44 protein-coding genes and 1 pseudogene are annotated in these 24,008 nt (G+C 32.7%); 41 read left to right on the top strand and 4 right to left on the bottom strand.

Features of this window, described 5'->3' with window-relative positions; translation table 11 throughout:
• The first annotated feature begins 73 nt into the window (after positions 1 to 73).
• The 19 genes and pseudogenes from KXD37_RS04940 (at position 74) to KXD37_RS05030 (ending at position 10,486) form a co-directional block, all read left to right on the top strand.
• Positions 74 to 679 carry a hypothetical protein gene (locus tag KXD37_RS04940; RefSeq protein ID WP_106019960.1) on the top strand — a complete coding sequence of 202 codons (606 nt, stop codon included), beginning with the start codon at positions 74 to 76 and terminating at the stop codon, positions 677 to 679.
• Between the two features lie 80 nt (positions 680 to 759).
• Positions 760 to 981: a hypothetical protein gene (locus KXD37_RS04945; RefSeq protein ID WP_106019959.1), complete on the top strand. Its 222-nt coding sequence runs from the start codon at positions 760 to 762 to the stop codon at positions 979 to 981.
• Between the two features lie 233 nt (positions 982 to 1,214).
• The gene (gene yonT / locus KXD37_RS04950) at positions 1,215 to 1,391 is read left to right on the top strand and encodes a type I TA system toxin YonT (RefSeq protein WP_263463299.1); all 177 of its coding nucleotides are present in this window, start codon (positions 1,215 to 1,217) and stop codon (positions 1,389 to 1,391) included.
• Between the two features lie 18 nt (positions 1,392 to 1,409).
• The gene (locus KXD37_RS04955) at positions 1,410 to 1,661 is read left to right on the top strand and encodes a hypothetical protein (protein ID WP_263463300.1); all 252 of its coding nucleotides are present in this window, start codon (positions 1,410 to 1,412) and stop codon (positions 1,659 to 1,661) included.
• 44 nt (positions 1,662 to 1,705) lie between these two features.
• Entirely contained in the window at positions 1,706 to 1,894 is a 189-nt protein-coding gene (locus KXD37_RS04960) for a hypothetical protein (protein WP_263463301.1), read from the top strand.
• An 81-nt stretch (positions 1,895 to 1,975) separates the two neighbouring features.
• A complete protein-coding gene (locus KXD37_RS04965; RefSeq protein WP_263463302.1) occupies positions 1,976 to 3,193 on the top strand; it encodes a hypothetical protein in 1,218 nt (405 codons plus the stop codon).
• A 328-nt stretch (positions 3,194 to 3,521) separates the two neighbouring features.
• On the top strand, positions 3,522 to 3,887 hold the full coding sequence (locus KXD37_RS04970; protein WP_263463303.1) for a hypothetical protein: 366 nt from the start codon (positions 3,522 to 3,524) through the stop codon (positions 3,885 to 3,887).
• A 49-nt stretch (positions 3,888 to 3,936) separates the two neighbouring features.
• Entirely contained in the window at positions 3,937 to 4,158 is a 222-nt protein-coding gene (locus tag KXD37_RS04975; protein WP_263463304.1) for a hypothetical protein, read from the top strand.
• A gap of 69 nt (positions 4,159 to 4,227) precedes the next feature.
• Complete coding sequence (locus KXD37_RS04980) at positions 4,228 to 4,506, top strand: hypothetical protein (RefSeq protein ID WP_263463305.1); 279 nt, start codon at positions 4,228 to 4,230, stop codon at positions 4,504 to 4,506.
• Between the two features lie 28 nt (positions 4,507 to 4,534).
• Positions 4,535 to 4,822: a hypothetical protein gene (locus KXD37_RS04985; RefSeq protein ID WP_263463306.1), complete on the top strand. Its 288-nt coding sequence runs from the start codon at positions 4,535 to 4,537 to the stop codon at positions 4,820 to 4,822.
• 33 nt (positions 4,823 to 4,855) lie between these two features.
• A complete protein-coding gene (locus tag KXD37_RS04990) occupies positions 4,856 to 5,038 on the top strand; it encodes a hypothetical protein (RefSeq protein WP_263463307.1) in 183 nt (60 codons plus the stop codon).
• A gap of 168 nt (positions 5,039 to 5,206) precedes the next feature.
• Positions 5,207 to 6,091 carry a hypothetical protein gene (locus KXD37_RS04995; protein WP_263463308.1) on the top strand — a complete coding sequence of 295 codons (885 nt, stop codon included), beginning with the start codon at positions 5,207 to 5,209 and terminating at the stop codon, positions 6,089 to 6,091.
• A gap of 61 nt (positions 6,092 to 6,152) precedes the next feature.
• Complete coding sequence (locus KXD37_RS05000) at positions 6,153 to 6,671, top strand: hypothetical protein (RefSeq protein WP_263463309.1); 519 nt, start codon at positions 6,153 to 6,155, stop codon at positions 6,669 to 6,671.
• A gap of 91 nt (positions 6,672 to 6,762) precedes the next feature.
• Positions 6,763 to 6,991 (top strand): annotated as a pseudogene (locus tag KXD37_RS05005) (helix-turn-helix domain-containing protein).
• Between the two features lie 104 nt (positions 6,992 to 7,095).
• Positions 7,096 to 8,034, top strand: a complete 939-nt coding sequence (locus KXD37_RS05010; RefSeq protein ID WP_411910715.1) for a cyclic GMP-AMP synthase DncV-like nucleotidyltransferase — start codon at positions 7,096 to 7,098, stop codon at positions 8,032 to 8,034.
• 103 nt (positions 8,035 to 8,137) lie between these two features.
• Entirely contained in the window at positions 8,138 to 8,953 is an 816-nt protein-coding gene (locus KXD37_RS05015; protein ID WP_263463311.1) for a hypothetical protein, read from the top strand.
• Positions 8,954 to 9,103: 150 nt separating this feature from the next.
• Positions 9,104 to 9,469, top strand: coding sequence for a DUF3775 domain-containing protein (locus KXD37_RS05020; protein ID WP_263463312.1), 366 nt, complete (start codon positions 9,104 to 9,106; stop codon positions 9,467 to 9,469).
• A gap of 30 nt (positions 9,470 to 9,499) precedes the next feature.
• The gene (locus KXD37_RS05025; RefSeq protein WP_263463313.1) at positions 9,500 to 10,048 is read left to right on the top strand and encodes a hypothetical protein; all 549 of its coding nucleotides are present in this window, start codon (positions 9,500 to 9,502) and stop codon (positions 10,046 to 10,048) included.
• Positions 10,049 to 10,093: 45 nt separating this feature from the next.
• On the top strand, positions 10,094 to 10,486 hold the full coding sequence (locus tag KXD37_RS05030; protein WP_263463314.1) for a UPF0715 family protein: 393 nt from the start codon (positions 10,094 to 10,096) through the stop codon (positions 10,484 to 10,486).
• A gap of 1 nt (position 10,487) precedes the next feature.
• On the opposite strand, the gene KXD37_RS05035 is transcribed toward KXD37_RS05030, so the two are convergent.
• Positions 10,488 to 10,718, bottom strand: a complete 231-nt coding sequence (locus KXD37_RS05035) for a membrane protein (RefSeq protein WP_032725929.1) — start codon at positions 10,716 to 10,718, stop codon at positions 10,488 to 10,490.
• Between the two features lie 138 nt (positions 10,719 to 10,856).
• Between KXD37_RS05035 and KXD37_RS05040 the strand changes: the two genes are divergently transcribed.
• Both KXD37_RS05040 and KXD37_RS05045 read left to right on the top strand, forming a co-directional pair.
• Positions 10,857 to 11,978 (top strand): helix-turn-helix domain-containing protein, encoded by a 1,122-nt coding sequence (locus tag KXD37_RS05040; RefSeq protein WP_263463315.1) that lies wholly within the window; start codon positions 10,857 to 10,859, stop codon positions 11,976 to 11,978.
• The gene (locus KXD37_RS05045; protein WP_075747637.1) at positions 11,975 to 12,163 is read left to right on the top strand and encodes a hypothetical protein; all 189 of its coding nucleotides are present in this window, start codon (positions 11,975 to 11,977) and stop codon (positions 12,161 to 12,163) included. Before KXD37_RS05040 ends, KXD37_RS05045 begins: the two co-directional genes overlap by 4 nt.
• Positions 12,164 to 12,191: 28 nt before the next feature.
• On the opposite strand, the gene KXD37_RS05050 is transcribed toward KXD37_RS05045, so the two are convergent.
• The gene (locus KXD37_RS05050; protein WP_263463316.1) at positions 12,192 to 12,371 is read right to left on the bottom strand and encodes a hypothetical protein; all 180 of its coding nucleotides are present in this window, start codon (positions 12,369 to 12,371) and stop codon (positions 12,192 to 12,194) included.
• 70 nt (positions 12,372 to 12,441) lie between these two features.
• Here KXD37_RS05050 and KXD37_RS05055 point away from each other — a divergent pair, with 70 nt between their 5' ends.
• From KXD37_RS05055 to KXD37_RS05120, 14 genes are all read left to right on the top strand, one after another.
• Complete coding sequence (locus KXD37_RS05055; RefSeq protein WP_263463317.1) at positions 12,442 to 12,693, top strand: hypothetical protein; 252 nt, start codon at positions 12,442 to 12,444, stop codon at positions 12,691 to 12,693.
• Positions 12,694 to 12,696: 3 nt separating this feature from the next.
• Positions 12,697 to 12,912, top strand: coding sequence for a hypothetical protein (locus tag KXD37_RS05060; protein ID WP_263463318.1), 216 nt, complete (start codon positions 12,697 to 12,699; stop codon positions 12,910 to 12,912).
• Between the two features lie 11 nt (positions 12,913 to 12,923).
• Positions 12,924 to 13,058, top strand: coding sequence for a hypothetical protein (locus KXD37_RS05065; protein WP_263463319.1), 135 nt, complete (start codon positions 12,924 to 12,926; stop codon positions 13,056 to 13,058).
• A gap of 112 nt (positions 13,059 to 13,170) precedes the next feature.
• Complete coding sequence (locus tag KXD37_RS05070) at positions 13,171 to 13,503, top strand: hypothetical protein (protein ID WP_263463320.1); 333 nt, start codon at positions 13,171 to 13,173, stop codon at positions 13,501 to 13,503.
• A gap of 27 nt (positions 13,504 to 13,530) precedes the next feature.
• Complete coding sequence (locus KXD37_RS05075) at positions 13,531 to 13,722, top strand: hypothetical protein (protein ID WP_263463321.1); 192 nt, start codon at positions 13,531 to 13,533, stop codon at positions 13,720 to 13,722.
• A gap of 104 nt (positions 13,723 to 13,826) precedes the next feature.
• Positions 13,827 to 14,144, top strand: coding sequence for a hypothetical protein (locus tag KXD37_RS05080; RefSeq protein ID WP_263463322.1), 318 nt, complete (start codon positions 13,827 to 13,829; stop codon positions 14,142 to 14,144).
• Between the two features lie 160 nt (positions 14,145 to 14,304).
• On the top strand, positions 14,305 to 15,465 hold the full coding sequence (locus KXD37_RS05085; protein ID WP_263463323.1) for an AimR family lysis-lysogeny pheromone receptor: 1,161 nt from the start codon (positions 14,305 to 14,307) through the stop codon (positions 15,463 to 15,465).
• 13 nt (positions 15,466 to 15,478) lie between these two features.
• Positions 15,479 to 15,604, top strand: coding sequence for a lysogeny pheromone peptide AimP (gene aimP, locus KXD37_RS05090; protein WP_009967508.1), 126 nt, complete (start codon positions 15,479 to 15,481; stop codon positions 15,602 to 15,604).
• A gap of 329 nt (positions 15,605 to 15,933) precedes the next feature.
• Positions 15,934 to 16,134 carry a hypothetical protein gene (locus tag KXD37_RS05095; RefSeq protein ID WP_004399418.1) on the top strand — a complete coding sequence of 67 codons (201 nt, stop codon included), beginning with the start codon at positions 15,934 to 15,936 and terminating at the stop codon, positions 16,132 to 16,134.
• 2 nt (positions 16,135 to 16,136) lie between these two features.
• Positions 16,137 to 16,454 (top strand): hypothetical protein, encoded by a 318-nt coding sequence (locus KXD37_RS05100; RefSeq protein ID WP_263463324.1) that lies wholly within the window; start codon positions 16,137 to 16,139, stop codon positions 16,452 to 16,454.
• Between the two features lie 48 nt (positions 16,455 to 16,502).
• The gene (locus tag KXD37_RS05105; protein WP_263463325.1) at positions 16,503 to 16,715 is read left to right on the top strand and encodes a helix-turn-helix domain-containing protein; all 213 of its coding nucleotides are present in this window, start codon (positions 16,503 to 16,505) and stop codon (positions 16,713 to 16,715) included.
• Entirely contained in the window at positions 16,705 to 17,781 is a 1,077-nt protein-coding gene (locus KXD37_RS05110; protein WP_263463326.1) for a tyrosine-type recombinase/integrase, read from the top strand. The genes KXD37_RS05105 and KXD37_RS05110 overlap by 11 nt, the downstream gene beginning before the upstream one ends.
• A gap of 106 nt (positions 17,782 to 17,887) precedes the next feature.
• Complete coding sequence (locus KXD37_RS05115) at positions 17,888 to 19,270, top strand: DNA sulfur modification protein DndB (RefSeq protein ID WP_254517580.1); 1,383 nt, start codon at positions 17,888 to 17,890, stop codon at positions 19,268 to 19,270.
• A 23-nt stretch (positions 19,271 to 19,293) separates the two neighbouring features.
• Entirely contained in the window at positions 19,294 to 20,271 is a 978-nt protein-coding gene (locus KXD37_RS05120) for a hypothetical protein (RefSeq protein WP_263463327.1), read from the top strand.
• Positions 20,272 to 20,458: 187 nt separating this feature from the next.
• On the opposite strand, the gene KXD37_RS05125 is transcribed toward KXD37_RS05120, so the two are convergent.
• Complete coding sequence (locus tag KXD37_RS05125) at positions 20,459 to 20,683, bottom strand: helix-turn-helix domain-containing protein (protein WP_004399410.1); 225 nt, start codon at positions 20,681 to 20,683, stop codon at positions 20,459 to 20,461.
• Between the two features lie 182 nt (positions 20,684 to 20,865).
• Here KXD37_RS05125 and KXD37_RS05130 point away from each other — a divergent pair, with 182 nt between their 5' ends.
• The 5 genes from KXD37_RS05130 (at position 20,866) to KXD37_RS05150 (ending at position 22,565) form a co-directional block, all read left to right on the top strand.
• A complete protein-coding gene (locus tag KXD37_RS05130) occupies positions 20,866 to 21,084 on the top strand; it encodes a YopT family protein (RefSeq protein WP_071578959.1) in 219 nt (72 codons plus the stop codon).
• Between the two features lie 68 nt (positions 21,085 to 21,152).
• Entirely contained in the window at positions 21,153 to 21,350 is a 198-nt protein-coding gene (locus KXD37_RS05135; RefSeq protein ID WP_119996859.1) for a hypothetical protein, read from the top strand.
• A 111-nt stretch (positions 21,351 to 21,461) separates the two neighbouring features.
• Positions 21,462 to 21,656 (top strand): hypothetical protein, encoded by a 195-nt coding sequence (locus KXD37_RS05140; protein ID WP_119996858.1) that lies wholly within the window; start codon positions 21,462 to 21,464, stop codon positions 21,654 to 21,656.
• Between the two features lie 89 nt (positions 21,657 to 21,745).
• Positions 21,746 to 22,297 carry a dUTP diphosphatase gene (locus KXD37_RS05145; protein ID WP_263463328.1) on the top strand — a complete coding sequence of 184 codons (552 nt, stop codon included), beginning with the start codon at positions 21,746 to 21,748 and terminating at the stop codon, positions 22,295 to 22,297.
• Between the two features lies 1 nt (position 22,298).
• A complete protein-coding gene (locus tag KXD37_RS05150; RefSeq protein WP_263463329.1) occupies positions 22,299 to 22,565 on the top strand; it encodes a hypothetical protein in 267 nt (88 codons plus the stop codon).
• A 142-nt stretch (positions 22,566 to 22,707) separates the two neighbouring features.
• On the opposite strand, the gene KXD37_RS05155 is transcribed toward KXD37_RS05150, so the two are convergent.
• Entirely contained in the window at positions 22,708 to 22,980 is a 273-nt protein-coding gene (locus KXD37_RS05155) for a hypothetical protein (protein ID WP_213419261.1), read from the bottom strand.
• A gap of 319 nt (positions 22,981 to 23,299) precedes the next feature.
• On the opposite strand from KXD37_RS05155, the gene KXD37_RS05160 reads away from it, so the two are divergent.
• Positions 23,300 to 23,986 (top strand): hypothetical protein, encoded by a 687-nt coding sequence (locus KXD37_RS05160; protein ID WP_263463330.1) that lies wholly within the window; start codon positions 23,300 to 23,302, stop codon positions 23,984 to 23,986.
• Positions 23,987 to 24,008: the final 22 nt, after the last annotated feature.

The following is a 24,008-nucleotide window of genomic DNA, read 5'->3' on the forward strand; positions in this document are numbered from 1 at the left end:
ACAAATTGTTTAACATACATTAAGTTAAACGAAAGATAAAGAAAAAATAACTGAGTAAAAAGGGGAGCTAAAATTGTTTAAAAAATTGGGGACTTTACTATTAATCACTTCACTGATATTGCTCGCAGCATGCAAAAATAGTGAAGAGTCTTCTACATCATCAGAAGACACAAACAATGCAACTGATACCAACACATCAGAAAGCCAAGACATCTCTACTAATGGACCTGAAAAAGTTGGGGATGTATATGAAATTGAGAGCGGTACAGCCAAAGTAATGGCCATCAGCAATAAAGAAGCCACTGCGAAAACTGGCCCGATGCAAGTAACTGTAAAAAAAGTAATTGCCGCTGTGGCCAACGAACAAACACCTTATATTGAGGTTCAACTTGAAGCGGAAAATACATCAGATAAAGTAGTTTATTTCGGCCTAGATGATGCAAAATTAGCAACAAGTACTGGGGTACAAATCAATGAGGCATCTACTGTCGAAAATGAAGATTTTCTTGGAGAGTATGTGGGGAAAGTAAACGATAGTGGATCTGTATTTTATATTTTTGAAAACGAAGAGGATATAAAAGATTTAGATTCAATTCGGCTGAGATTCAATCTTCCGGTTGATGAGGACGCACATGCTTTAGATGACGATCTTGATTTAAAAATTAACTTAGAGCATTAAAAAGAAGCCCTATTTTGGGGCTTTTCTTTAGAAATCAAAATCGAACATAGGTTTGCATTTCGTTAGTAGGAGGCTTCACCTTGTATCATTTATCACTTCTTGAAGAAAGAATACGGACAATTTACACCGGTATCGGTATTAGCGATCCGGGCTCATGGGACATAGAACTAATTGCAGATAGGTTAAAAATAATAGTTCATTATAAAAATCAAACTTCAGTAGCAGTAAACCTGCTGGGAATGGCTTGCATTATTCTTGATTCACGAATATCCAAAAAAGCATCTCTTGTTAAATATTCCTAATCCAGTCATCCAGTCATCCAACCTAATCACACTCTCTCAAAATCAATCTAACGCCTCTCTAAGCCTTAATAATCAATTCCCAATCCAATTGCATTACTGTTCACTCAAACAGCACACAAGGCATCTTAATACCATCCATCAACACATAAATAACTTACCGCAAATATAAAAAATATGTATATAAAAATCATGAATTATGTTATAATAGAGTCATAGGAAAGGAGGTGTACATAGTGCTTGAGAAAGTGGGTATCATAGTTGCTTTCCTCATATCTTTAACGGTTCTTACAATCAACAGTCTAACAATAGTTGAGAAGATAAGAAACCTAAAGAATGGGGCAAGCAAAAAGAAAAAGCGTATACACAAGCGGCTCCGACCAAAGAGACAACGCCAACGTATACGCCGATGAGAGCTAAGCTAAAGGGGAATGAACTTCTCCTTTAGTTCCTACCCATATTATAACATGATCAAGCACATTGCAAACATGAAACGATTCTCATTATGGTTTACCCATATCACTTTCATTGGCTTATTCTTAATGTTTCAACTCATTAAGGATTACTTCAGCAGCGAAGCACAAACACTAATCAATACAATCTTTGTAGTCACATGTATCATTGCCATACTGTTATGGATCATCTATTTTGTATTCCTTAAACTAAGAAACAAGTCACGCTAATCATATAGGCCTCATGGTATAATTAAATCATTGAGGTGAGATGATTGGAGAAAAAATTCCTGGATGCTATTCAGCAGTTCACTAAGGAATTGGAAATGCTCAAGAAAGATATTGACTCCATCAAGAAAACAACTGACAGAATTAATTCAGATCTTTTAGAGTACAGAGAAGAGATAAGCAAAGTAAAACAAGATGATTCAGTATTTATCATGCAGCAACATAAGGATAATTAAATATGCGTTATAAATAAGGGAGCGGTAAGGCAATTATCGTTCCTTATTTTTCGATACAAAACTAAAATATAAGGAGACTATATGGGAAAGGTTAAAGTAATTGATTCTATTATGGGTAGCGGTAAAACATCTGCAGCAATTGACATGATGAATAATTCAGGGACAGATGAAAATTTTATTTTCATTACACCGTATTTGGATGAAGTGGATCGTATTAAGAAGAGCATAAACAGTAAACAAATTTATGAGCCTAAAGTAAAGAAGAAAGGTGACAAAACACAATATAAGTTTGAGTCATTTCATGAACTTTTATCTCAGAACAAAAATATTGTTGCTACACATAATCTATTCAAAAATGCTAATGACGAAACAAAGGAGCTGATCCTTTCAGGCAACTATACATTGATATTAGATGAAGTTATGGAAGTAGTTGAACAGTTACGCGTTAAGAAGCATGATCTTACTACACTATTTGAATCAAAGTTAATATACGTTGAAGACGGATTTGTCAAATGGAACGAAGAAAAAAAGGACTATGAAACACGCTATGATGATATACGTGATATGGCTTTAAACAATAATCTGATGTACTTTAAAGACAATATATTGATTTGGAATTTTCCTGCAGATATATTCAAGTTGTTTAAAGAAGTTTACATACTCACTTACATGTTTGATGCTCAAATACAAAGATATTATTATGATATAAACAATATCAAGTATCAAAAATACGTTTCTGAATTTATAGATGGGCAATACAGGTTTACAAAACATAATACTGAATATGAGAGTATTCTAAAGGCTCAATTAAGAAATAAAATAAAAATATATGAAGGTAACTTGAATACAGTTGGCCAATTGGATTATTCATTATCATCTAATTGGTATAAAAATAAATCACCGTATACGATCAAGAAAGTAAAGAACAATGTATTCAATTACTTTAACAACATTGTTAAGTCATCAAGTGATGAAGCTATGTGGACGACTTACTCAGAACATAAAAACAAAATAAAGGGGAATGGATATACAAAAGGGTTTGTATCATGTAATGCTAGAGCTACCAATGATTTTAAGCACAAAAAACACTTGGTGTATACAATAAACAGATACGTTAACACTGTTCTATATAATTATTTTAAAGAGAAATATCAAATATCAATTGATCAAGATGCATTTGCATTATCCGAATTAGTACAATGGATTTGGAGATCTGCAATAAGAGATGGGGAAGAAATAACATTATACATACCCTCATTAAGGATGAGGGAGCTGCTAATTGGATGGTTAAATGGGTAGTTAAAGAGAATAAACCTCTTAAACTCTAAAAAAAACTCAATAATACCAAGGGTTTTCCCGTCTAAGTCTTTAAGAGAGACAAAAATAAATTAAATAATAAAATAAGAGAATGGGGGTGCTGCTAATTGTTCAAAACGGTTCGTTCCTCACCTGAACAATTTTTGCTCACACCACCCCCAAACCCCCTCATGAGCAATTAATATTAACACTATAACAAATACAAAAAATATGTATAAATGTATTGATTATTATAGGTTATCAAGATATAATATAATTAACAAATACAAATAATATGTATAAATATAATCAAAGAGTGGAGAGGTTGAAAATGAAAGCAGATTTTTATGCAGATATAGAGATTTTGGAATCTGGCTATATTTATTTAAATAGCATTAAAGATGAAGAGGATATTATAAACTCATATCAAAACCATGTAGGTTTTGTGAAAAAGATGGGAACGAGAACAGAATGCTTAGAAGGTTTTAAGAAAAAATACATTTATTTAAACGTTAAATTTGATGGAAGAAAAGGCGTTAAAAATGAAGATGTGATGGCGGAGCTTGTAAGAAAAGATCTTGCCTTAGATACAGGAGCCAAATCTATTTTTGGAAATTTTTATAAGCCTACAGAAAATCTGTTGAAACTTTTGGATGAACAGCTTAAGCAAAGAAAGCAATTGGCGGGAGTTGCTTAAGTTTATTCCAAGATAAAATGCATATTTTAAACAGAATGGAGAGGTTAAAATGAAAGACAAAATGAAAATTAACCACACAAAAGCACTAGAAGAATGGATGTTAAATATTAAAAAAGGTAAGGAATTTATTCATTTTTTACAATCCAATAATTTGAGCGAGGATGATGTTACAGTAAACACTGAAGGTGAAGTAGAGGATTCAAACGGCAACATCTTTAAAGATATAAAAGTTATCTCTTATGAAGATTTCCTTTTCCACTTTTGGAATTAGAGAACAAGTTTTTACATTTATTAAAGAATCAATAAAACAACAATCCATAAACAGAATGGAGAGATTGAAATGAAAGAACAAAACAAAAACACTTGGGGACTAGCTTTTTATAAGCTTAATCATGAAAAAAATGAAATTAATCAATTATTAGGATTGAACTTAGGTACAGAGCAGAAAGCAAAAGAAGTATTTGATCGGATAAAGAATGAATTTAAAAAGAATGAAGGTAAGCCAGACTCAATTATTGATTTGATTGATGAAAATTACAATATTATTGAAGATTATCCACTTACCGAAAATCAACTTGTCACTATTGCTTCATTGTTAGGGCATGAGATCAAGCTATAATCCTTGAATAGAATGGAGAGAAAAAGTTATGGAGATTAAGGTAGGACAATATTATGCTCTCGAAAGCACAGAAGAAGGAAGCACAGAAGTAAATATAATTAAAATCTTACCAAACAAACCTAATATGCTAGATGTCTTTGTATGTACGGAAACATTGTATATCAAAGATGGTCAAGTGTGTAATCTTTATACGAATGATTGGGTTAAAGATTTAATTCAGCGTGAAGCTACCGAAGATGAAATTCAACTGTTTAAAAAAACAAGAGAAAAAATGGGTAACCTAAGATCATGGTGGGAACTTGTAAGTTCTAAATAAAACAACAATTTTAATCAGATAGGAGAATATAAAATGACAGAAGAACAGCTTGATTTATTGGTTAATGATTTAAAAAACGATAAAGGCGAATTAAGAAATTATATAACTGAAGCTTTACCGGAAGAAACTGAAGAGCAAATCGAATTATTAGTTGAAGACTTGGACGGCAACCCTATGGAGATTAAGGAATTTATACTTAACACGTTAGAAGGTTAATTTACAAGGTGACAATTTCACCACAGAAAGGGATTTAAATAAAACAGCAGTTTTAATTAGATTTTCTTGAAACGACTCTTTATCATCGTAAATAAAAAATGTAAAATTTACCTATAGGCTTGAATTGTCAATGATATTTTGACATTCACTTGCTTGGGGGGAAGAGATTTGAAAAATAAACTTGAAAAATTGCTGCTTGAAAAAGGTGTATTGGAATCTCATATTAAGGAAATGAAGGAAACTGCAAATATAAGTGAGTATCCATATGAATTGTATTATGATGTAATTGAAGAGAGCGAAAAACTATATAGGGATGTTCCACTAAATAAAATTAAGAGTTTAGGGTTCAGGGGAACCAGTGGTGTATCTTGGTTTGATCACGCATGTTATAACGGTACAGATAATATCGACATCGGCCGGTGTGAAAAAGCTTTTGGATACTTGGAAAAACAAAGTCTAGAAGAATTTCACACCTATTATCAACACTCACCAGTGGAATTGATTCATTATGAAGATGATGACTTTTATGCTGTTTACGGTGATGGAACCCACCGTACAATTTGGGCCAAGATAACAGGATCTCCAACAATTTATGCTCTTGTAACTAGAGCAAGAAAGAATCCTTTCTTATATAAATCATTCTTAAGATTTAAAGAGTTAGAATCGCAGATTAATATCTATTTTGAGGAGAATGACCTTAGTTGGGGAGTTAAAAATAATCAATATTATTCAGAAATCCTTTACAAAGGGGTCACAGTAGCATTTTATTCTATATATCCGCCTTACTCATTTAAACGATCTTCCTACAGTCTCAACGATCAAAAGTTGGATACATGGAATAACCAATTAAATGAATTGAGGATTGAGTTTGAAAAAAGTTTTCGATATAGAAAAATTCTTCATAATATTATGAAGATGATACCCGGAAAATTAGAACACAAACTTTTTTCTTTTATTGAAAAGATAAGTGAAAGTTGGTCTGCAGCTGATGGACAGGTAAGGATTATAAAACAAGGATTCGATATGTATTGTATTGATAAAAAATTAATTTAAGTAAGTTGCTTTAAAATATGTACAATAGCATAAGAAATGGCGAAGGACTTAAGGAGAAGTCATGAAAAAGTTAATAATTATATGTTTAGGTATTATCGGGGTATTTCTTATAGTACAGTGTAGCCAATTTGACAACAATATAAAAGTTTATGTGGATACTCAATTAGAGGAAAATCATGAAGATGAAAATGAAGGAAAAAGTTATTATGACAATGATTCAAGTCAAGAAAGTGAAACACTTAATGACAATTATTTAAGTCAAGAAGAGAATGAGGAATATGACATTTACGCATATGATTTAACAACTAGAGAAATTAAATCACGTAATGGACAAGACGAATATGTTTATGGAGGTAACGTGATCTCCAGTAATCAAGCCGAAAGTTATGGTTATCACACAACACCAATAACTAAGGAGGGAGATAAAACATTTAAATTTTGGAGGAACGATGTGGATTTTATTCCGGAAAAGGGCGAGATAGTTCTGGTAAGATTTCCTAAGGGTAATCATAAAACATATATTGATATCGAGCTTATTTATAAGCCAACAGGAAAACCTAATGGAGAATGGAATTGGTGAATAATTGCATATAAGCATACGGGCTAAGACTTAGTTCCTTTTTATATTTAATTCAAAATCTTAAAACAAAAGTAACCAAATGTGAGGACTATTGATTAAATCAAATTTAAAGCCAATATTAGACGAAAGAAAGATCAGTATCCGAAAGCTATCCAGAGATATTGATCATGAGTATCCGACCGTCAGAAAGCTTTATAAATGACGAAATGGAGCGGTATCCTAGAGAGCTGTTGGATAAGGTATATACATACCTAAACATCGAGCTGCAGGAATTGCTGATATTCGAAAAAGGTCATAACCATATCGATCGCTCAGGATGAAATGGTATACTAAAGTTACAAGCATAGGAAGTAATTACAATTTTTCTAGGTCTAAATAAAATCGTACTTTTATTAGAATAGTGGGGTAATTCATTTTGTTTAATATGAATCTGTCATTTTTAAAGTTTGTTAAACAAAATGTTGATACAAATGAATATGAGATAACTTGTCTCATTAAGAAAATGGAAAAAGAAATTTTGAATTTGCAAAAAGGCATTGAGTATTCCAACAGTATGAATTATTCATCTTATAAGCTTCTGGAAGAACCATTTGTACAGGGTAGTATTGCAATGAAAACCACTGTGAACGGATTGTTCTCAAAGAATGATATAGACATTTCACTCGTTTTCGATAAAGATGAAATCGATAAAAGTCCTGTTAAAGCAAAGAAGGCATTACTTTCAATGCTAAGACCCTTTGTTAATCAATCAGAAACAAATATTGATTACCATACAAATTGTATCAGATGTGTTTATAGAGATGGCTCGCATGCAGATCTTGCTGTTTACAGAAGGTATAAACTGAATTCAGGTGATGCTGATTACATTTATGAACATGGTGGTAGTAAGTGGAGATTTTGGGAACCAAGAAAAATTGTAGAGTGGTTCCATTTAAAAAATGAGGAGTCAGGTGGTCAACTAAGGATTATTGTGAAGTTGCTCAAAATGTTCTGCAAATCCAGAAAGCACTGGAGAATGCCTGGTGGAATAATCTTAACCATTTTGGCAGTTGAAAACTATAGAGCAGTGGATCGAATTGATGAGGCATTTTATATAGTGATGCGAAACATCATAAAGCGTTTAAAGAGAAACAAAGAAATTTCAAATCCTTTAAATCAAGGTCAAAGCTTAATTCGTAAAAAAGAAGAGGAAGTTAAGGTGGAAAATTTGTACAAAAGGTTATTCGTCTATGTGACCAAATTGGACGACCTTTTTAAAGAAGATTGCACTTGCGAATTAGCCAATACCTTATGGGGTGAATTTTTCAACCATCCTTATTGGAATCAAACGCAACATAATAAAATGTTAGCTGCAAAATTTTAAATAAAGTCGTTCTTTTAACTAACGATATACCAAAAGACGGATAAATACCTTCACAAGAGGATTGCTAATAAAACTAATTATAGTAAGGAAAGGGGAATGCAGGATGTATGAAAAGGTAAAGAGACTTGAACCGACCACAGACACTAAAAGGAGGCTATATTTAACGTCTGGAAACCAATGCGCGTTTGAAGGTTGTAAAAAGATGATAATAAGCTCTGATGGAGAATTATTGGGAGAGATCTGCCATATAGAAGCAGCAATGCCGGGAGGCGAAAGATTCAATCCAAAACAAACCAATGAGGAAAGAAGAAATTTTGATAATTTAATGATGTTGTGTCTTGAACATCACAAAATAACTAACAATGTTGATAAATATCCAGTTGAAAAACTTCAAGAAATGAAAAAAAATCATGAGATAAAATTTGCAGATGCCGTATCAAAACTAGAAAGTTCTATAGAGGATCTTACAGAAAAGCAGACTATCAATTATTGTGAATCCCTAGAGGCGGCAAATAACATTTTAGAGTGGGGAAATAATGAAGAAGAATTAAGCGAAATGGTCATTATAGTTAATAACCAAGCAGACACATTAAAGAAATTGGTGCCAGACACACGCAGTGTCTTTTCTATAATGATAGAGAGGTCTGATAGCACCGGGTTTTCAGCCGTGTTTTCAGTCGAAGAAGTTCGACGTGTAGCTGGGCTGTCCCAAGATGAATTATTTCATCACTATAAAATGTTAACTAAATATAATTTAATTGATGAAGTTGAAGAGATGGATGGTGATTATATATCTTCTTTAGAAACAGTTGACGGATGGCCTTTGTGGACAGACATTAAGAATTTTTGTGATTCAGGAAGTAATTCAGTTACGGTTAACGCAATTATCAATGATTTGAATTTTAGTCTTTTAGACTAAAAAGCAATATAGATTGAAAGTGAGAACACTTTAAGCTGTTGATATTCCACAAGGGATCGTAATTAAATCTGTTGCTGAAGGTAAAATCGTTGGAAAGGATCACGATTTTTATTGGATGTTTTATTACTTTTGAAGCAAAGGGGAATAAGCATGACAATAACTATATATAGTCTTTTAGATGACAAACTTCCGTTAATTAAAAATGTTATTAGGATTTCAGAAGAAAGAGAAAAAAGCACCCAAGATTATAAAGAAAAAGAGGTTGAATTATATAGATTATTAGGGCGTATAGATTTTGAGGACTTAAAAACAATTCAAACTATAATGTATATTGGACGAGAACTTAATGGGGACGTTTATAATTCTACACTCGACAGTTTTATGTCAATGAGAAATTCATTAGGTGACAATCCGAATAACAAAGATAATGATGCATATTCTATAGCAACTAAACGTCCCTTACACAAGTATTTAAAAAATGGATTGTTAAGATTAGGATTTTTGGAATTCGAATAAAACTTCAAAAAAGATTAAAGGAGAGTTTATGTGAAGATAAGAAATAATATTAATCAAAAATTAAAGATTAGAATAAATAAATGTATTGATTTACTTGATACTGAATATAAAAATTTGAATTTCACTTTAGACCCGTATTTATCTGCTAACAGGCTAGAGTATGAAAGGAAAAACAAACCTGATTTATCAGAGGAAACCTACGAGCAGATATTAAATGGTAGGGAAGTGGTTAGCGGTATAACTTTAGGTGAAAAAAAGAGGATTAAAATATTCCTGTTCATTTATGAGAATCTCGAAACTGATGCTAATGAGGTGCTAGGGCTCATAGGCAATATATATCATGAAATTCGTCATGGATGGCAGATCGAACATGAGTTGTTTGATGATGAAATTGGTATTACTAAAATTGACGGTAACTTAGAAACTTATTTTGGACAGGTTGCAGAAAAAGATGCGTACACATTTCAATTAGAACAGATGCAAAAGAATGCAAATAAAATACTCGGAATATTCAATATTAATGACCGGGTACAGTACTATACCCTTAAAGAAGAAATAATGGATATTATAAATCAATAAAACTACGATTTTAAAGGGAAATGTGAAACAAACGGAGGTGTTGATTTGACCCTCAATCAAAAAGCGTTAGAAAGTTACGCTTATACATTGGCATTTTCAAGTTTGTCATATGGTCTAATCTTTGGTCTATATATATTTGTTTACTCTGGTTTTATGGCAATTGCGCTAGTTACTATTGGCATCATAGGGTTTTACGCTTTAATCACTTACTTGGTGTTTGCTGTCCCTTTGCAAGTGTGGATAAGAAGAAGGCCCAGAAAATTCAGTTTGAACAATTTTTTAATTTATATTGCAGTAGCCTTTTTAGCTGTGTTTTTGTTCTGGTTTGTTGATTATCCGCCAAATGCTCTTACTGTATTCAGAAGCTTAAATTATTACATTATGAGTATTGTTGCAGCTTTCATTTATTGGTTTTGGGATTCCATCTTCCTCCATTAAATTAAATCATGAATTTAACACCGTTGACAACAAGTAAGAAGACTGCTGTTCCAAACAATAAATATCCAGACAGTTTTTGTTTGCTTAATAGCGCTTCAACACCGACTAATGATAAAAGGGCTGCAACAAATAATTGCGCAACAATCAACAATAATTCATTTTGATTGAACAATGAGTATATGCACAAGACTAATGCAATGCAAGAAACCGAAATTTTTGCAACTTTTAGCAAGGTATCACTCCTTATGCAGTCATGAATTAACCTTAACACGATTACGTGTCTTAATCCGAGAGCATAAAGAATCAAGATAAAAGAAGTGTTTTATTCCAAAAATCATTCCTTTAACGATACAGATAGGGAGAAATTATGATGGAGAAATTAGAAAATAAGATAAACAGGTTGTTGAGTTTAGGGTATGAAGGAGAATACTGGGATTTTAAAGAAAAATGGCATACTGATAATGGGAAATTGGTACATGATATTCTATGTTTTGCAAATACAGTTCACGACAAAGATTGTTTTATAATAGTTGGAGTTTCCGATTCGGGTGAACTTAAAGGTTTGGATGAGCATGAGAGAAAACAACAAGCCAACATTATAGATATGCTTAGAAATTTAAATTTTTCCGGTGATAGACCTAACGTATTTTTAAGATCGTTAAAGTTAAGAGGGAAAACAATTGACGTTTTAATAATACCTAATTCAATTAAAGTGCCTTATTTTTTAAAAAAGGATTACAAAAAAGTAAAATCGGGTTTTATTTACACAAGAACTGGTGACAGTAATACTCCAATTGACCAAAACTCTACAATTTCTGTAATAGAAACTTTATGGAGAAAGAGATTTGGTTTGAATAAAACAGGGTTAGAACGGTTTAATCAACTCTTGAAAGACAAACTTTCTTGGGAATACAATGATTATGGATACTACTATACTTATAGTCCTGAGTATGAATTAAGGTATAAATACACCGATTCTCCAAGAGAGACAATAACAGAGTTCTATTCTTATGCTGTGTATAATGAACATACTACAACTCAACAAGCTGAACTTATAGTGAATGGTACAGTTCTTAAGGAAATACAGTTAGTTACGTTAGATGGGGGCAAATATATGACTCCTTCACCTGAGTGGGAATATATTAAGTTTGGGTTCGATGATATATATGATTTTAAATATTTTATTATAGGAGACCTTTTATACAATTTACATAATTTCTTTATAGATGAACAAAGTGAAGATGGAATGATTGCTTGCAGAAATTTTTTAGAAGTAGTTTTAATATTTAAAAATGAAGAAGAAAAGGAAAAGTTCTTAGAATTTGTGCAGGATAAACAAGATGATTTCAAAAGTAAGTTAAAGCATGCAAATAATAACAATCATAAAATCGATAACAAAGTTCATCAAAGACGCTTTGCCACTGCTAAAGTATTAAAACAAATGTTTAAGGAGTTTAGAGCAAAAGGAAATGAAAGGTTGATTAATGTATGAGAGAAAAAATTGAAGAGTTGTTGAATGAATTTAAAGAGAACGGAAGTGTGCTAGTTAATACATCTGTGCAAAACTTAGAAGATTCTTTTGAAAAAGCCCTGATTTCAATTACCGAACATTATGATAAAGATTACAAAAATGGATACGTGCGTTTCTTTAAATCAAACAGAAGCTTTTTCTTATGATTATAATTTAAACAAAAAGAGCATTAAACTAAATGCTCTTTTTCATACCGCATCGCCGGCATTCCCGCAAGAATATTCCACTCTTCACAGAGCTTTTGAACAAAGTGTAATCACAATTGTCGCAGCGGCCGTATTTTACATCAGGATATTCTTTATAATCAAAAACGATTGAAGTATCATACCCGTTTGTTTCGTATTTCTCTTCCACAAGATCACCTACATAATTTATTCAACATACTCAAGAATACCAAATTACGTTCGATATAGGGAGGGAACAAATGATTGGATTAGCTTATTTTTTAATTATCTGGCTTGGAGTTGGATTATTGACTGGCATTAAGTTTATTTTTGTTGATCAGGTCTATGACGAAGAGTTTAAAGAACTCATGGATAAAGAAACAACAGCGGGCATGGAAAGGAATTTGGCCAGCCTGTTTTTCAAAAATAAACTTAACGTTATTGCTTTTTTCATGTTAATTGGTTTGCTGCCATTAGCAATGAGGATTACAAAATTATTTAAAAGAGGTTGATTTATGTCCTTGCTTGATTATTTTTATGTACTGCAGTTTGAAAACAAGGAATACTTTAAAGCATTTAAATTAGATGAGAGCGGTTATTTGACATCTAGCAACCTCCATGAAGCTTCTAAAATGCATAATATGTTAGAAGTCATTGAAGTAGCAAGTGAGCTTAAAACGAAGTGTAATGTGCAATGTGAGGTAAGGGAAATTCAAGTTGTGACTCGGTAAGGAGTGTTCATGTGTATTGGATAGAGTGGATTGAAGGTGGGGAAAAGAAGAGCATTGTTGCTGAAGGTTGGATTGAATGGGCTGCTATACTTGAAGACTTGTATCAGAAGCGGTTTGAGTGTGTTGAATGGAAGAGGCTTAAATGAAGAAGAATTGCTTCAATAGAAGAATTGCTTGAAACCTTACTAATTTGTTAAACGTATACTGATAAACACGCAAATAACAAAAAAATGAAGTTTATAGGGGGGGGGAACTACAGTGGAAAAAGCTGAAATTCAGGAACTTAAATTGCGTATATTAAAAGACATTGAGATGTTTCAGTATTATTTAAAAGAAGTTCTAGATAATGAATTGATTGAAGATTCAGCTGCGTTAGGGATTGCGAGGCAAATACTTAAGCAAGGGGCTGAGAATCTAACAGAAAAACAATGGTATGTTTTTTTAAAACATGGAGTTGGGGAGGTGAATTACGTTTCACAATGTCGTAGAGACTACGAAAAAATCCCATGGGAAGAGATGCTTGGTGCAGTATATATTTATGAAGATGGTTTATGTTCTTATTGTAGACACAAAGAAGAAAAAGGCGAATAGATTTTTGAAAAAACGGGGGTAATTAAATTGACAAGAGTACAAGAATTAGTAAATGAATTGAATGACAAAGGCCTAAATGATATTGGATTGGCAATCATTTTAATGGAAAAAGCGTTAACTGACCTGGAGCAGGGGAATTATTCAGATGAGGTCAACATTGCAGACTCAAAACGCCTTATGTTAAAAGAAATGATGAAAATGCAAAAAAATCCTCGTTAATTGGTGTAGACTCTTCGGATCACATCCATAATAGCTTAAGTATTTACTACGAGAAATTTGCTAATCGAATTGGAAAGCTATCTGAAAAGAGAGGGGAATAAATTGTGAGCTATATTGTAAATGGGGCTGGAGCTAAAATTTTTAGCGATATTAATAAAAATAAAAAATTAGATATACCAAATTTAAAGAACGATTCTGAAACCGGAAGGGTATATACTGTGTTGTCTGTCGGTTTTATTGGCACACATCCATTGGCTACTATTGAGGATGAAGCAGGTGATCCAACAGCAAGGTTATTACCAGAAGATTTGACTTCTTGGGTGTTATCCACTATAGATTTTAAAAAACGCGGTGTGAATCTTCTTCCTGAAAAAGTTGAATTTGGGAAGATAGATGGGGTTAGCTATGCAGAGATGCTGTAGTCAACAATGCCTTCTCAACTGAGAAGGCAGTTTCAATAAAATAGGAATTTTAAAGAGAATACAAATACAAAAAATATGTACAAAGTAATTGACTCGTAATGTGATCTATAGTATTATTAAGTTAACCAATAAAGACAACAAAAAGAAATGAGGGGAAATAATGGAGTTAATAAGGATAGCTATGAAGAAAGACTTGGAAAATGACAACTCTTTAATGAATAAATGGGCAACAGTAGCTGGCCTTAAAAACCCCAATCCTCTTTATGACTTCTTAAACCATGATGGGAAAACTTTTAATGAATTTTCTTCAATAGTCAACATTGTTAAAAGTCAGTATCCAGACCGTGAATATGAATTAATGAAAGATTACTGTTTAAACCTAGATGTTAAGACAAAGGCAGCAAGAAGTGCATTGGAGTACGCTGATGCAAATATGTTTTTTGAAATAGAAGATGTTTTAATAGATTCAATGATTTCTTGCAGTAATATGAAAAGTAAAGAATATGGAAAAGTGTATAAAATACATAGAGAACTGTCTAACTGTGATATTACTGAATTTGAGGCAGTGAAAAGACTCGGTAAATTAAATATTAAGACACCTGAAATGAATTCTTTCTCAAGACTCTTGCTGCTTTATCATTATTTAAGCACTGGTAACTTTTCTCCGATGGCCCAACTAATAAAACAAATTGACCTAAGTGAGATTTCTGAAAACATGTACATTAGAAATACATATCAAACAAGAGTTCATGTTCTAATGTCTAATATAAAGCTAAATGAAAATTCATTAGAGGAGTGCAGAGAGTACTCTGAAATGGCATTAGAAAGTACAAATATCCAGAGATTTCAGGTTTTCAGCTACTTAACAATTGGTAACTCTCTTTTATTTTCGAATTATGAATTGGCTCAAGAAAACTTTTTAAAAGGGCTAGGCGTTTCTGTTCAAAATGAAAATTACAACATGATTTTCCAGCAGGCTTTGTGCTTCTTAAATAATGTATGGCGCAAAGAAAATAAGTGGATTAATTTTGAATCTGAGTCAATTATAGATTTGCAGGAGCAAGCTCATTGTTTTATCAACTTTAATGAAAATTCCAAAGCAAAAGAAGTTTTGGATAAACTAGATCGTTTACGTCATAACGATAATGAGCTTGCAATGCATCATTATTTGAAAGGGAGGCTCGAACAAAATAAAGCAAGTTTCTATTCTTCAATCGAGTATTTTAAAAAGTCTAATGACAAATTCCTTATTAGGCTGCCGTTGTTAGAACTGCAAAAGATGGGTGAAAATCAAAAACTTTTAGAACTACTTTTACTTTAAAGGAGGTGAGACAATGAAAAAACTTATTATGGCTTTAGTTATCTTGGGCGCACTAGGCACTTCTTACATAAGTGCAGATTCTTCAATCCAACAAGCTTCAGGTGATTATGAGGTTGCTGGAATGCCACGTGGAGCATAAAATCCATTGACACATAAAGTTATTAGTATTATCATTTACTTAATTAAATTAATCAGAGAAAAGGAAGACGTTTGGCTCTTTTGAGCTAAGCGTCTTTTGTAGTTTTAAGGCCATCACTTAAATATTAAGTTTTTATAACATCTAGTGATCAACTTCAAGTACATACACCCTAATTCAAAATGTAATGCATTACAAAGCAGCACATTCGCAAAAAAAATTGCGTAGAATGTGCTATTTGTCGTTAAAAAAATCTTTACTTCCCTTTTGTAATGCATTACAATTGCTATAGATGTAAAAGATAAAAAATATGTATATAGGAGGTTGGTGGTATGTCCGCAATTAGTTACTTGAAAAACAGTATGACAATGCATAAAACCATTTACCAAAAGAAAGTTGAAAGCTTAGTTAAAAATGATTTGTTTTTTCATGAAAAAAGCATTGAAAAGTCAAAAATAATGAAGAATGAAAATGTTCGAAAACAACTAACTAAAGGATACATGAAATTGTTAAGTGAGTACAAGGAGGATTAATAATGCATGTTGTAGAACTTAGGTCTACAAATCATAAAGATATTGATGCCGAATTTGTTTTAAATGCGAAACAAACTTACATAGAGAGTGTACTAAACATAAGGAATATGATTGTTCATGCAAAAACTGAAGATGATCTACATGGTGCAAAAATAGAGATAGCAGCATTATTAAAAGATCTAAATAGAGTATTATTAGGTGGAGATGGATTAAAAAGAAGCATTGAAAATAATCCACATTTTAGATCCCTAATACAATTTGTTAAGAATTTAAAACGACACATTGCAATTGAATTTGAAGAGTTTATTTATCAACCATAACATATACGCACTGCAGTCTATAGTATACATAAAAAATAGGAGGTTGACATGTCAGAGCGAATAAAACAGCTAATGGTCAAACGTGGCATCACAATAGAGGAATTGTCGAGGGAAACAATGATTGATATTCAGACATTAAACAAAATCATTGAAATGTCAGATGAATCAGATGTTACAACCATAAAGCTTATCGCTCTGGTATTGAATTTCTCTATTGATGAGTTATTGGATGAGAAAGGAGGAGAAGATAATGCAAAATAAAGTTAAACAATTAAAAAATTATGCTGTTTACGATGATATCGAAGGCTTTTTAATCAATAAAGATATAAGAAGTAGCTCAGGGAATTCTAACTATATGATGCCTTCATCAACTACAAGAGTGTCTAACACAAGAAAGAATTATGAAGGGGATATTAAGCAGTTCTTTAGTGTGATTAAAGGGAAAGATGTCAAAAGTTTAGTTCCCCATGATTTAGTTGTAACTAAAAGTGAATTAAGCAACTATGTTAAGTATCTTCAGGAAAAGGGATTAGTTAATAATAGTATTAACAGAAAAATGACCTCCCTTAAGATGCTCTATACATATTTGGAGCATGATTATAAGGACTATATTGATTTGTCGGTGTTTAATACTGTCGAAAGGCTTAAAACAGTAACTAAAAACTGGGATAAAACAACCCAGACAGAAGCGGAAAGAATTGCCCAGGATATGTATATAAATGAAAGGCAAAAGCCTTTAATGAAAAAGCTGTTTGTTAAATTCGCCATAAGAACTTCTTTTCGTGTAAGTGCGATTTTGCGCGTAAGATGGAGCGACATACAGCATGATGAAAGTACAGGCCATTATATAGTAACAGTTATTGATAAAGGATCTCAGGTTGTGTCTACAGGCATTAACCAGGTATTTTATGAGGAATTGTTGCAGCTGAAGGAAGAGGATGACAGTGAAACTGAATTGGTTTTTAAGGGGCTTTCGGAACAATCTTTACGACACTCATTGAAAAGGTCGAAAAAAAGGATGGGTATACCTCCTGAAAGAGAATTAGTCTTACACTCATTTAAGGGTGTAGGAATTGACTATGTCTATGAGAATTCTGGTCACGATTTACTTGCAGCAAAAGAACAAGGAAATCATAAAAACACATTAACAACAGAGAGATATATGAGCAGAAAGATTAACATAGCGAACTCTGCTGGTGTAACAATGGATGAAAAAATTGATTTAAATCCACTATATGAAGCAACTAAAGAGGATTTTATTAGTTTTTTTGAAAACACTGATCTTTTTACATTAAAAAAGTTTATAAAGCATGTAAATGAGCGATAATCATTTTTTCGGCATATTACTCAGTTCAAATGATAATTCTTCTTGATTAACCAGATTGCCTTTGGTAACTTTAAATTTAGCAACATGACATGAGGTGAAAGGCTATATGACAGTGATCTTTGATCAGTCTGCAAATGAGAAACTGCTTTCAGAAATGAAAGATGCTATCTCGAAAAATAAACACATAAGATCATTTATTAACGATATTCAATTAGAGATGGCTAAAAATAAAATTGCTCCAGGGACAACACAAAAATTAATTTACGATATAGAAAATCCAGAAGTCGAAATTTCTAAAGAATATATGTACTTTTTAGCCAAGTCACTATACTCAGTTCTTGAAAGTGAAAGGTTTAATCCACGAAATTACTTCACAGAAACGGATATGAGAGAAATTGAAACTTTATGGGAAGGATCTGTGGAGGAAGATATAAAATTTCCGTATACATTCAAACAAGTTGTAAAGTACTCGGATGATAATTATTTCTTCCCAATCACTGCTAAAGAGTTGTTTATGCTATTTGAAAATAAGTTATTGCACTATAATCCTAATGCTCAAAGAACAAACAAAACGAAAAAACTAGAGGGATCAGATATTGAGATACCTGTACCGCAGCTCAATAAACAATCGGTTGAAGAAATAAAGGAACTGTTCTTAGAGGGGAAATTAATTAAATCAGTTTTTACGTTTAATGCACGTGTTGGAAGCGCAAGTGGTGGCGAAGAATTAATATATGATGACGATACTATGTCGCTTACAGTGACTGAAGACACCATTCTAGACGTTTTAGACGGGTATCACCGGCTAATAGGTATTACTATGGCTATAAGACAGCACCCTGAGTTAGATCATTTGTTTGAAGAAACCTTTAAAGTAGACATCTATAACTACACTCAAAAAAGGGCGAGAGAGCATTTTGGGCAACAAAACACAATAAACCCAGTCAAAAAATCTAAAGTTGCCGAGATGAGCCAAAATGTTTATTCAAACAAAATTGTTAAGTTTATTCAGGATAATAGCATAATTGGTGATTATATAAAGACAAATGGAGACTGGATAAATCAAAATCAGAACTTGCTTATAACTTTTTCTGACTTCAAAAAGGCAATTGAAAGAAGCTATTCTAAAAAAGATTTTTCTACTCAGGCAGACATATTAAAAACTGCAAGATACCTTACATCTTTCTTTGATGCTTTAGCTACACAATTTGTAGATGAGTTCTTAGGTGATATAGCAAAAGAACGGAAGAGGAGTTTTGTAAACAACTATTTGTTCTTTAATGGATATGTGGGATTAGCTAAGAAATTGCAATTAGATGGGGTAAGTCTGGAGGATTTGGAAAGTAAGATTACTGATGTTTTAGGCTCTATAGACTTTAGTAAGAAAAATAAGTTGTGGGATGAACTAGGTGTAGTAGACAAGAATGGGAACGCTAAGTCACCACAAAAGATATGGAATTTCTTTAACAATTTAAAAATAGACGAGTAATTACTTAGGAGTTGTTTGCTGCAATGTTCAATAGTGAGATTAAGGAAAAATATATAGATACCTTATCTGAGGGTATGGTTTTGCAGATGAGGCCTATTTTTGCTAAAGCAGAGATTACTGAGACTTTATATAATAAAGACATTTATGATTTCACATCAATGCAAATTTTAGAGCTAATACGATCATTCGATCAAACCACTATCGGTAGTGTTCGGAGAACCTTAGCATTATTGTCATTGTATATTGATTGGGCAATTTCATATAAGTTAAGTAAAGGATTAACCAATTTAGCAAGAACTATTTCAGAAGAAGAGCTTTATGAGTGTCTTGGGGATAAAAAATTATATATTACTTATAGTGAATTAGAAGAAATGGAAAGTCAATTAGTTAATTATCAATCAAAGGCTGTATTAAGGCTGTTGTTTGAAGGGGTTTCAGGTTTAGCTCATTCTGAATTGCTAAGTTTAACGAAAAAGCAAGTTGAGGATGCGATGCTAAACGGTAACGTTTTAACCCTGCATGATTCAAAACACGGTGAACGAAAACTAAAAGTAAGTAGTGAATGTCTTGTTATTGCCTTAAATGCAGCTCAGGAAACTAAATATAAATTAAAGAATGGGAAGGCAAAAGGCCAAACAAAAGAAGTCTTTTTAGTTGAAAATGATTATGTAGTTAAAACAAAAAGAACGTCCAACAAAGGAGACGGCCAAGCAAGCAAATTTGTCATAACTAATCTAATTACTGATATATCTGAGTTCTTTAAAATTAACTTTTTAACACCAAACACTATTGTTAGATCTGGTCATTTGTATAGAGCATATCAGCTTTATAAAGAAAAAGGGGTTATTGATAACTCTGTAAGGTATCAGATTTTAGATGACTTTAATTTAAGAGTGAAATCCAAATATCGAGCAGTTTATTCAATGCAAGATTATATTAATGAGGAAGAAGTTAATAAATATTACGCAGAAGAACTAGGTCTAAAAGAGACGACCATTTAAATAAGAAATCCATTTGACTATTTTGGTTAAATGGATTTTTCTTTTATCTCAAAAATTGTGAAAAAATTCGCATTTCGACAAAAATAGACAAAATAATCACTTTAAATACATGTTTAAATGTAGTAAGATGGTCATGTAAACCATATGGTTTACTAAGGAGGAGACCAAGACCAAAGTCTTAGTCGTTTCAATGCCTTTCAACCTTGAATTCATAGAGGTCTTCGACATTACAATCTAAAGCAGCAGCAATTCTTTTTGCAGTTCTAATAGACATGTCTACTTTAACCAACCGATTATAGTCGCTCAGCTGCTGTTTCTTGATCCCAGTTATCTCTGAAAGTTCATTGATTGTAATGTCTTTCTTTCTACATAGTTCAGGTATCAAGCATTGCCCGATCTCAACTTTAATCATAATCGGACATCCTCCTGCGTTCTGTTATGGAAAGACATAATACATATCATACCATACGAAGCCGATAAATAACCACTAGCATAACACCTACTTTCTATGTATAATGATTATACAAAACAGAACGCACGTTCCCTTGGCGTCTTAAGGGTTTATCACAGAAAATTGAACATAGGAGAATGAGGATGGCAGGTTATTTAAACAATATTGCACTGAGTCTGGAAATTGTACTCAAAAACAAAGCAGATAGTCCAGAAGTCTCTGAAACATTGGTAGCCAGGATTTGTGAAAATTTACTTTTGTCTAAAGAAGTCTCGTTTTTAAAAGCTGACGGATCAGTTGAGAATTTTAAATTAAATGATATGGAATATGAAATAACAAATACAGAAGAATTGCCTGAGTAAAAATAAAAAAAGAAAGACTCCATTAAACATAATGTAATCAGCAGCAAGAGGAGAATGAAGGTATTGTTTTGAATATATTTGTTGATCAAGATAATTACAAAGAGGTTAGTCTAAGACTCACAAAAAAATTGCTGACTTCAGAACATTATCAATTCCTACTTGGCTTCAAGGGAGAGAAATTAGATATTACAATTTCAATTACGCCACAAAGCCTCGTTAAGCTGAGGGATGACATCAATGAATTGATCTTTATGTTCTCAGATTAAAATTAGATTCGGTCACATAAATTGGCCGAATCTAATTGACAGATATTAAATGATGGGTTATAGTTTATTCAAATACAAATAATATGTATATAGGAGATGATAAAGAGAGCTATGTTGCTTGATGAAAAACTCGATAAATTAACAAAAGCGGTTTTGCGATTACAAGCATACAAAGAAGAGAAAAATTTACGAAGGGTTATCGGAGAATTTCACTCAATAATCGATTATGCTTACGAGGGGATGTATATAGCTGAAGATATGTTAAGAGAAGAAGTGAGTAAGAGTAAAGAAGTAGGTACATATTGAACGTTGTAATTGTTCACTCAGATCACAAAATTAAAATTAGTGTATAAAATGTAAGTTTTATTCAGACTTATATTTTAGGAGGGAATAGCTTGAATCTACAAAAAATGTTCGAAATGCAAAAGGCGCTTGATGAACGGATTATCAAAGAGAAGGGGCTGGAAGGTCAGGACTTGCTGCCAAATCTTATTCTCGCTTTACAGGTGGAGCTGGCCGAGTGTGCAAATGAATGGCGCGGCTTTAAGCATTGGAGCAATGACAGAGAACCTAGAATTTGTGTAATAGATAAAAAGGGACAGACTGCAAAAGAATATTATAAAAATCCACTGCTTGAGGAATACGTGGACTGCCTGCATTTTATCTTGAGCATTGGGAACCGAATTGGATATGCACACGAAAATTTAGGGAAGTGGACTGACTTCACTATTGTAAACCAGTTTAACCACTTGTTTGGATATGCTTCGGACTTATATAAAGCAATACATGAAGATTGGTTTGAAGAAAAGTTATTTGATACTTACGATGAGTTTTTTGCGGGTTTTATCGGTCTAGGTAAAATGTTTGGATTAACCCATGAACAAATTGAAGCTGCGTACATGGAGAAAAACGCTGTCAATCATCAGCGGCAGCAGGAGGGGTATTGAAATGAGAAAACCAAAAACAGCAAGACTCAAGAAGAAAAAAGGGTTCAATCGGGAAATCACATTGCAAGAAGCTTTCGATGTTATTGCGGAAGAATTGTGTAGACGAGGACAAGAACATTGCGCTTTTATCGCACTAGAACAATGGACAGGGAAACTCATTCCCGAAAGAAAAATCGAATTAAGTCTGGTTGGCGATGAAGCGGGGGAACACATTTCCGTTGTGAAATCAAGTAAGGCTCCGTCAGAAATAAAGAAAGGTTTGAAATAAGGAGGATGCACAATGAACGAAATTAACCCGATGAAGAAGTGATTTAGGATTTAACTAATGAAGAAGAAATGGTGCTGATCATTGACGAGAGCTTGTTGTGAAAATATAAAAGAGGGAAGATTCCCTCTTTAAAAGTCAGCACTCATACAGGTGTTGAGTACCAACAACGTTCAAATGCACCATACCAAATACCTGAGTAAGTTTTCGCACCTTTTAAGTACCAATTATAGGTACCGTCGTTATAAATAGCCGGTATTGCATTTCTAGAAGAGTATGGGCCAAATATTTCTGAAGTACAATGCTTCCATGTTTCATTAGGGCTAGCAGCTTCTGCTTGAGCAGTAAAAAAAGCAGATGAAGAAACTAGCAAAGCGAGTGATAGAACTGAACTTGCAATTACTTTTTTAATTTGCATGATTGATGCTCCTTTTCGTTAGGGATAATAGTCTTACAAGTTTAATAATACTATATATTCAAATATAATCCATGTAAAAATTTATTTAACTTATATGGGAATTAGTAGCGGAAGAAGATAAGGAGGGCGCGGAGTGAAGGAAAATATTCTTTGACCCATCTGCAGCGAAGGCCAATTGGAACTATGGCATATGGATATTTACGAGTGTGGGACGATGCTACCGAATGAAGTATTGAAGTAAAATAACGATGGACTTTGAGTAATTGAGGTTTCAGTCTAGATAAAAGATGCATTTTATTTAAAAAAGGATGGTGATTGAATGGGAATGTTTGATAGCTTTATTGGTCAAATTAAATGTCCTAATTGTAAAAATCAACAGAAAACAGAAATTCAGTTTAAATGGGGTGAATGCTTACTATTAGATTATGAGTTGGGGGATGTTGTTTCAGGAGCGCCAGAAGGTTTATATGTCGAAGATGATTGGTTTAACGAGCGGTGCTCAAACTGTAAAACAGAATATATGCCGAATGTGGTTTTGAAAAACGGGAAGGTTATTTCATTTATTAGCAAAGAGGAGCTTCAAAAAACAGACCTTGCTCAATTAAAAGATATCCCATTAAAACATGCTAAGACTCAAAGGTATGAAAGAGATAAAATCGTTGCTAAGGGTTTTACTAAAGAATCAGCCGATTTCAATAAGCAACCATTTAAGGAGAACCAGATTATAATGGCCTTTGAGCGTGAATGGAAAGTTTCTAAAGGATGGAGAAAGGACTTTAACTCAGAAAAAGTTAGTGAATTTTTTAAACTTTCCGGATGTGCAACTAGGAAGTCTGATTACTGGTTTGTTTATATAGTTGTAGATGCTACAGGATTGAAACGCTTCGTGGAAGTTTCCGACAGAATTAAACATTGGTCAGACAATGATGATAGGTACGGCAATATGCTATTCAGTGAAACCTATGGATTTAAAGATGAGCACTTTTTATTTAGTGAAATTTTTTGATAGGGAGGAAATGAGGGAATTA

This window comes from Bacillus sp. XT-2 (assembly GCF_025696525.1).
GTDB classification, from domain to species: domain Bacteria; phylum Bacillota; class Bacilli; order Bacillales; family Bacillaceae; genus Bacillus; species Bacillus halotolerans.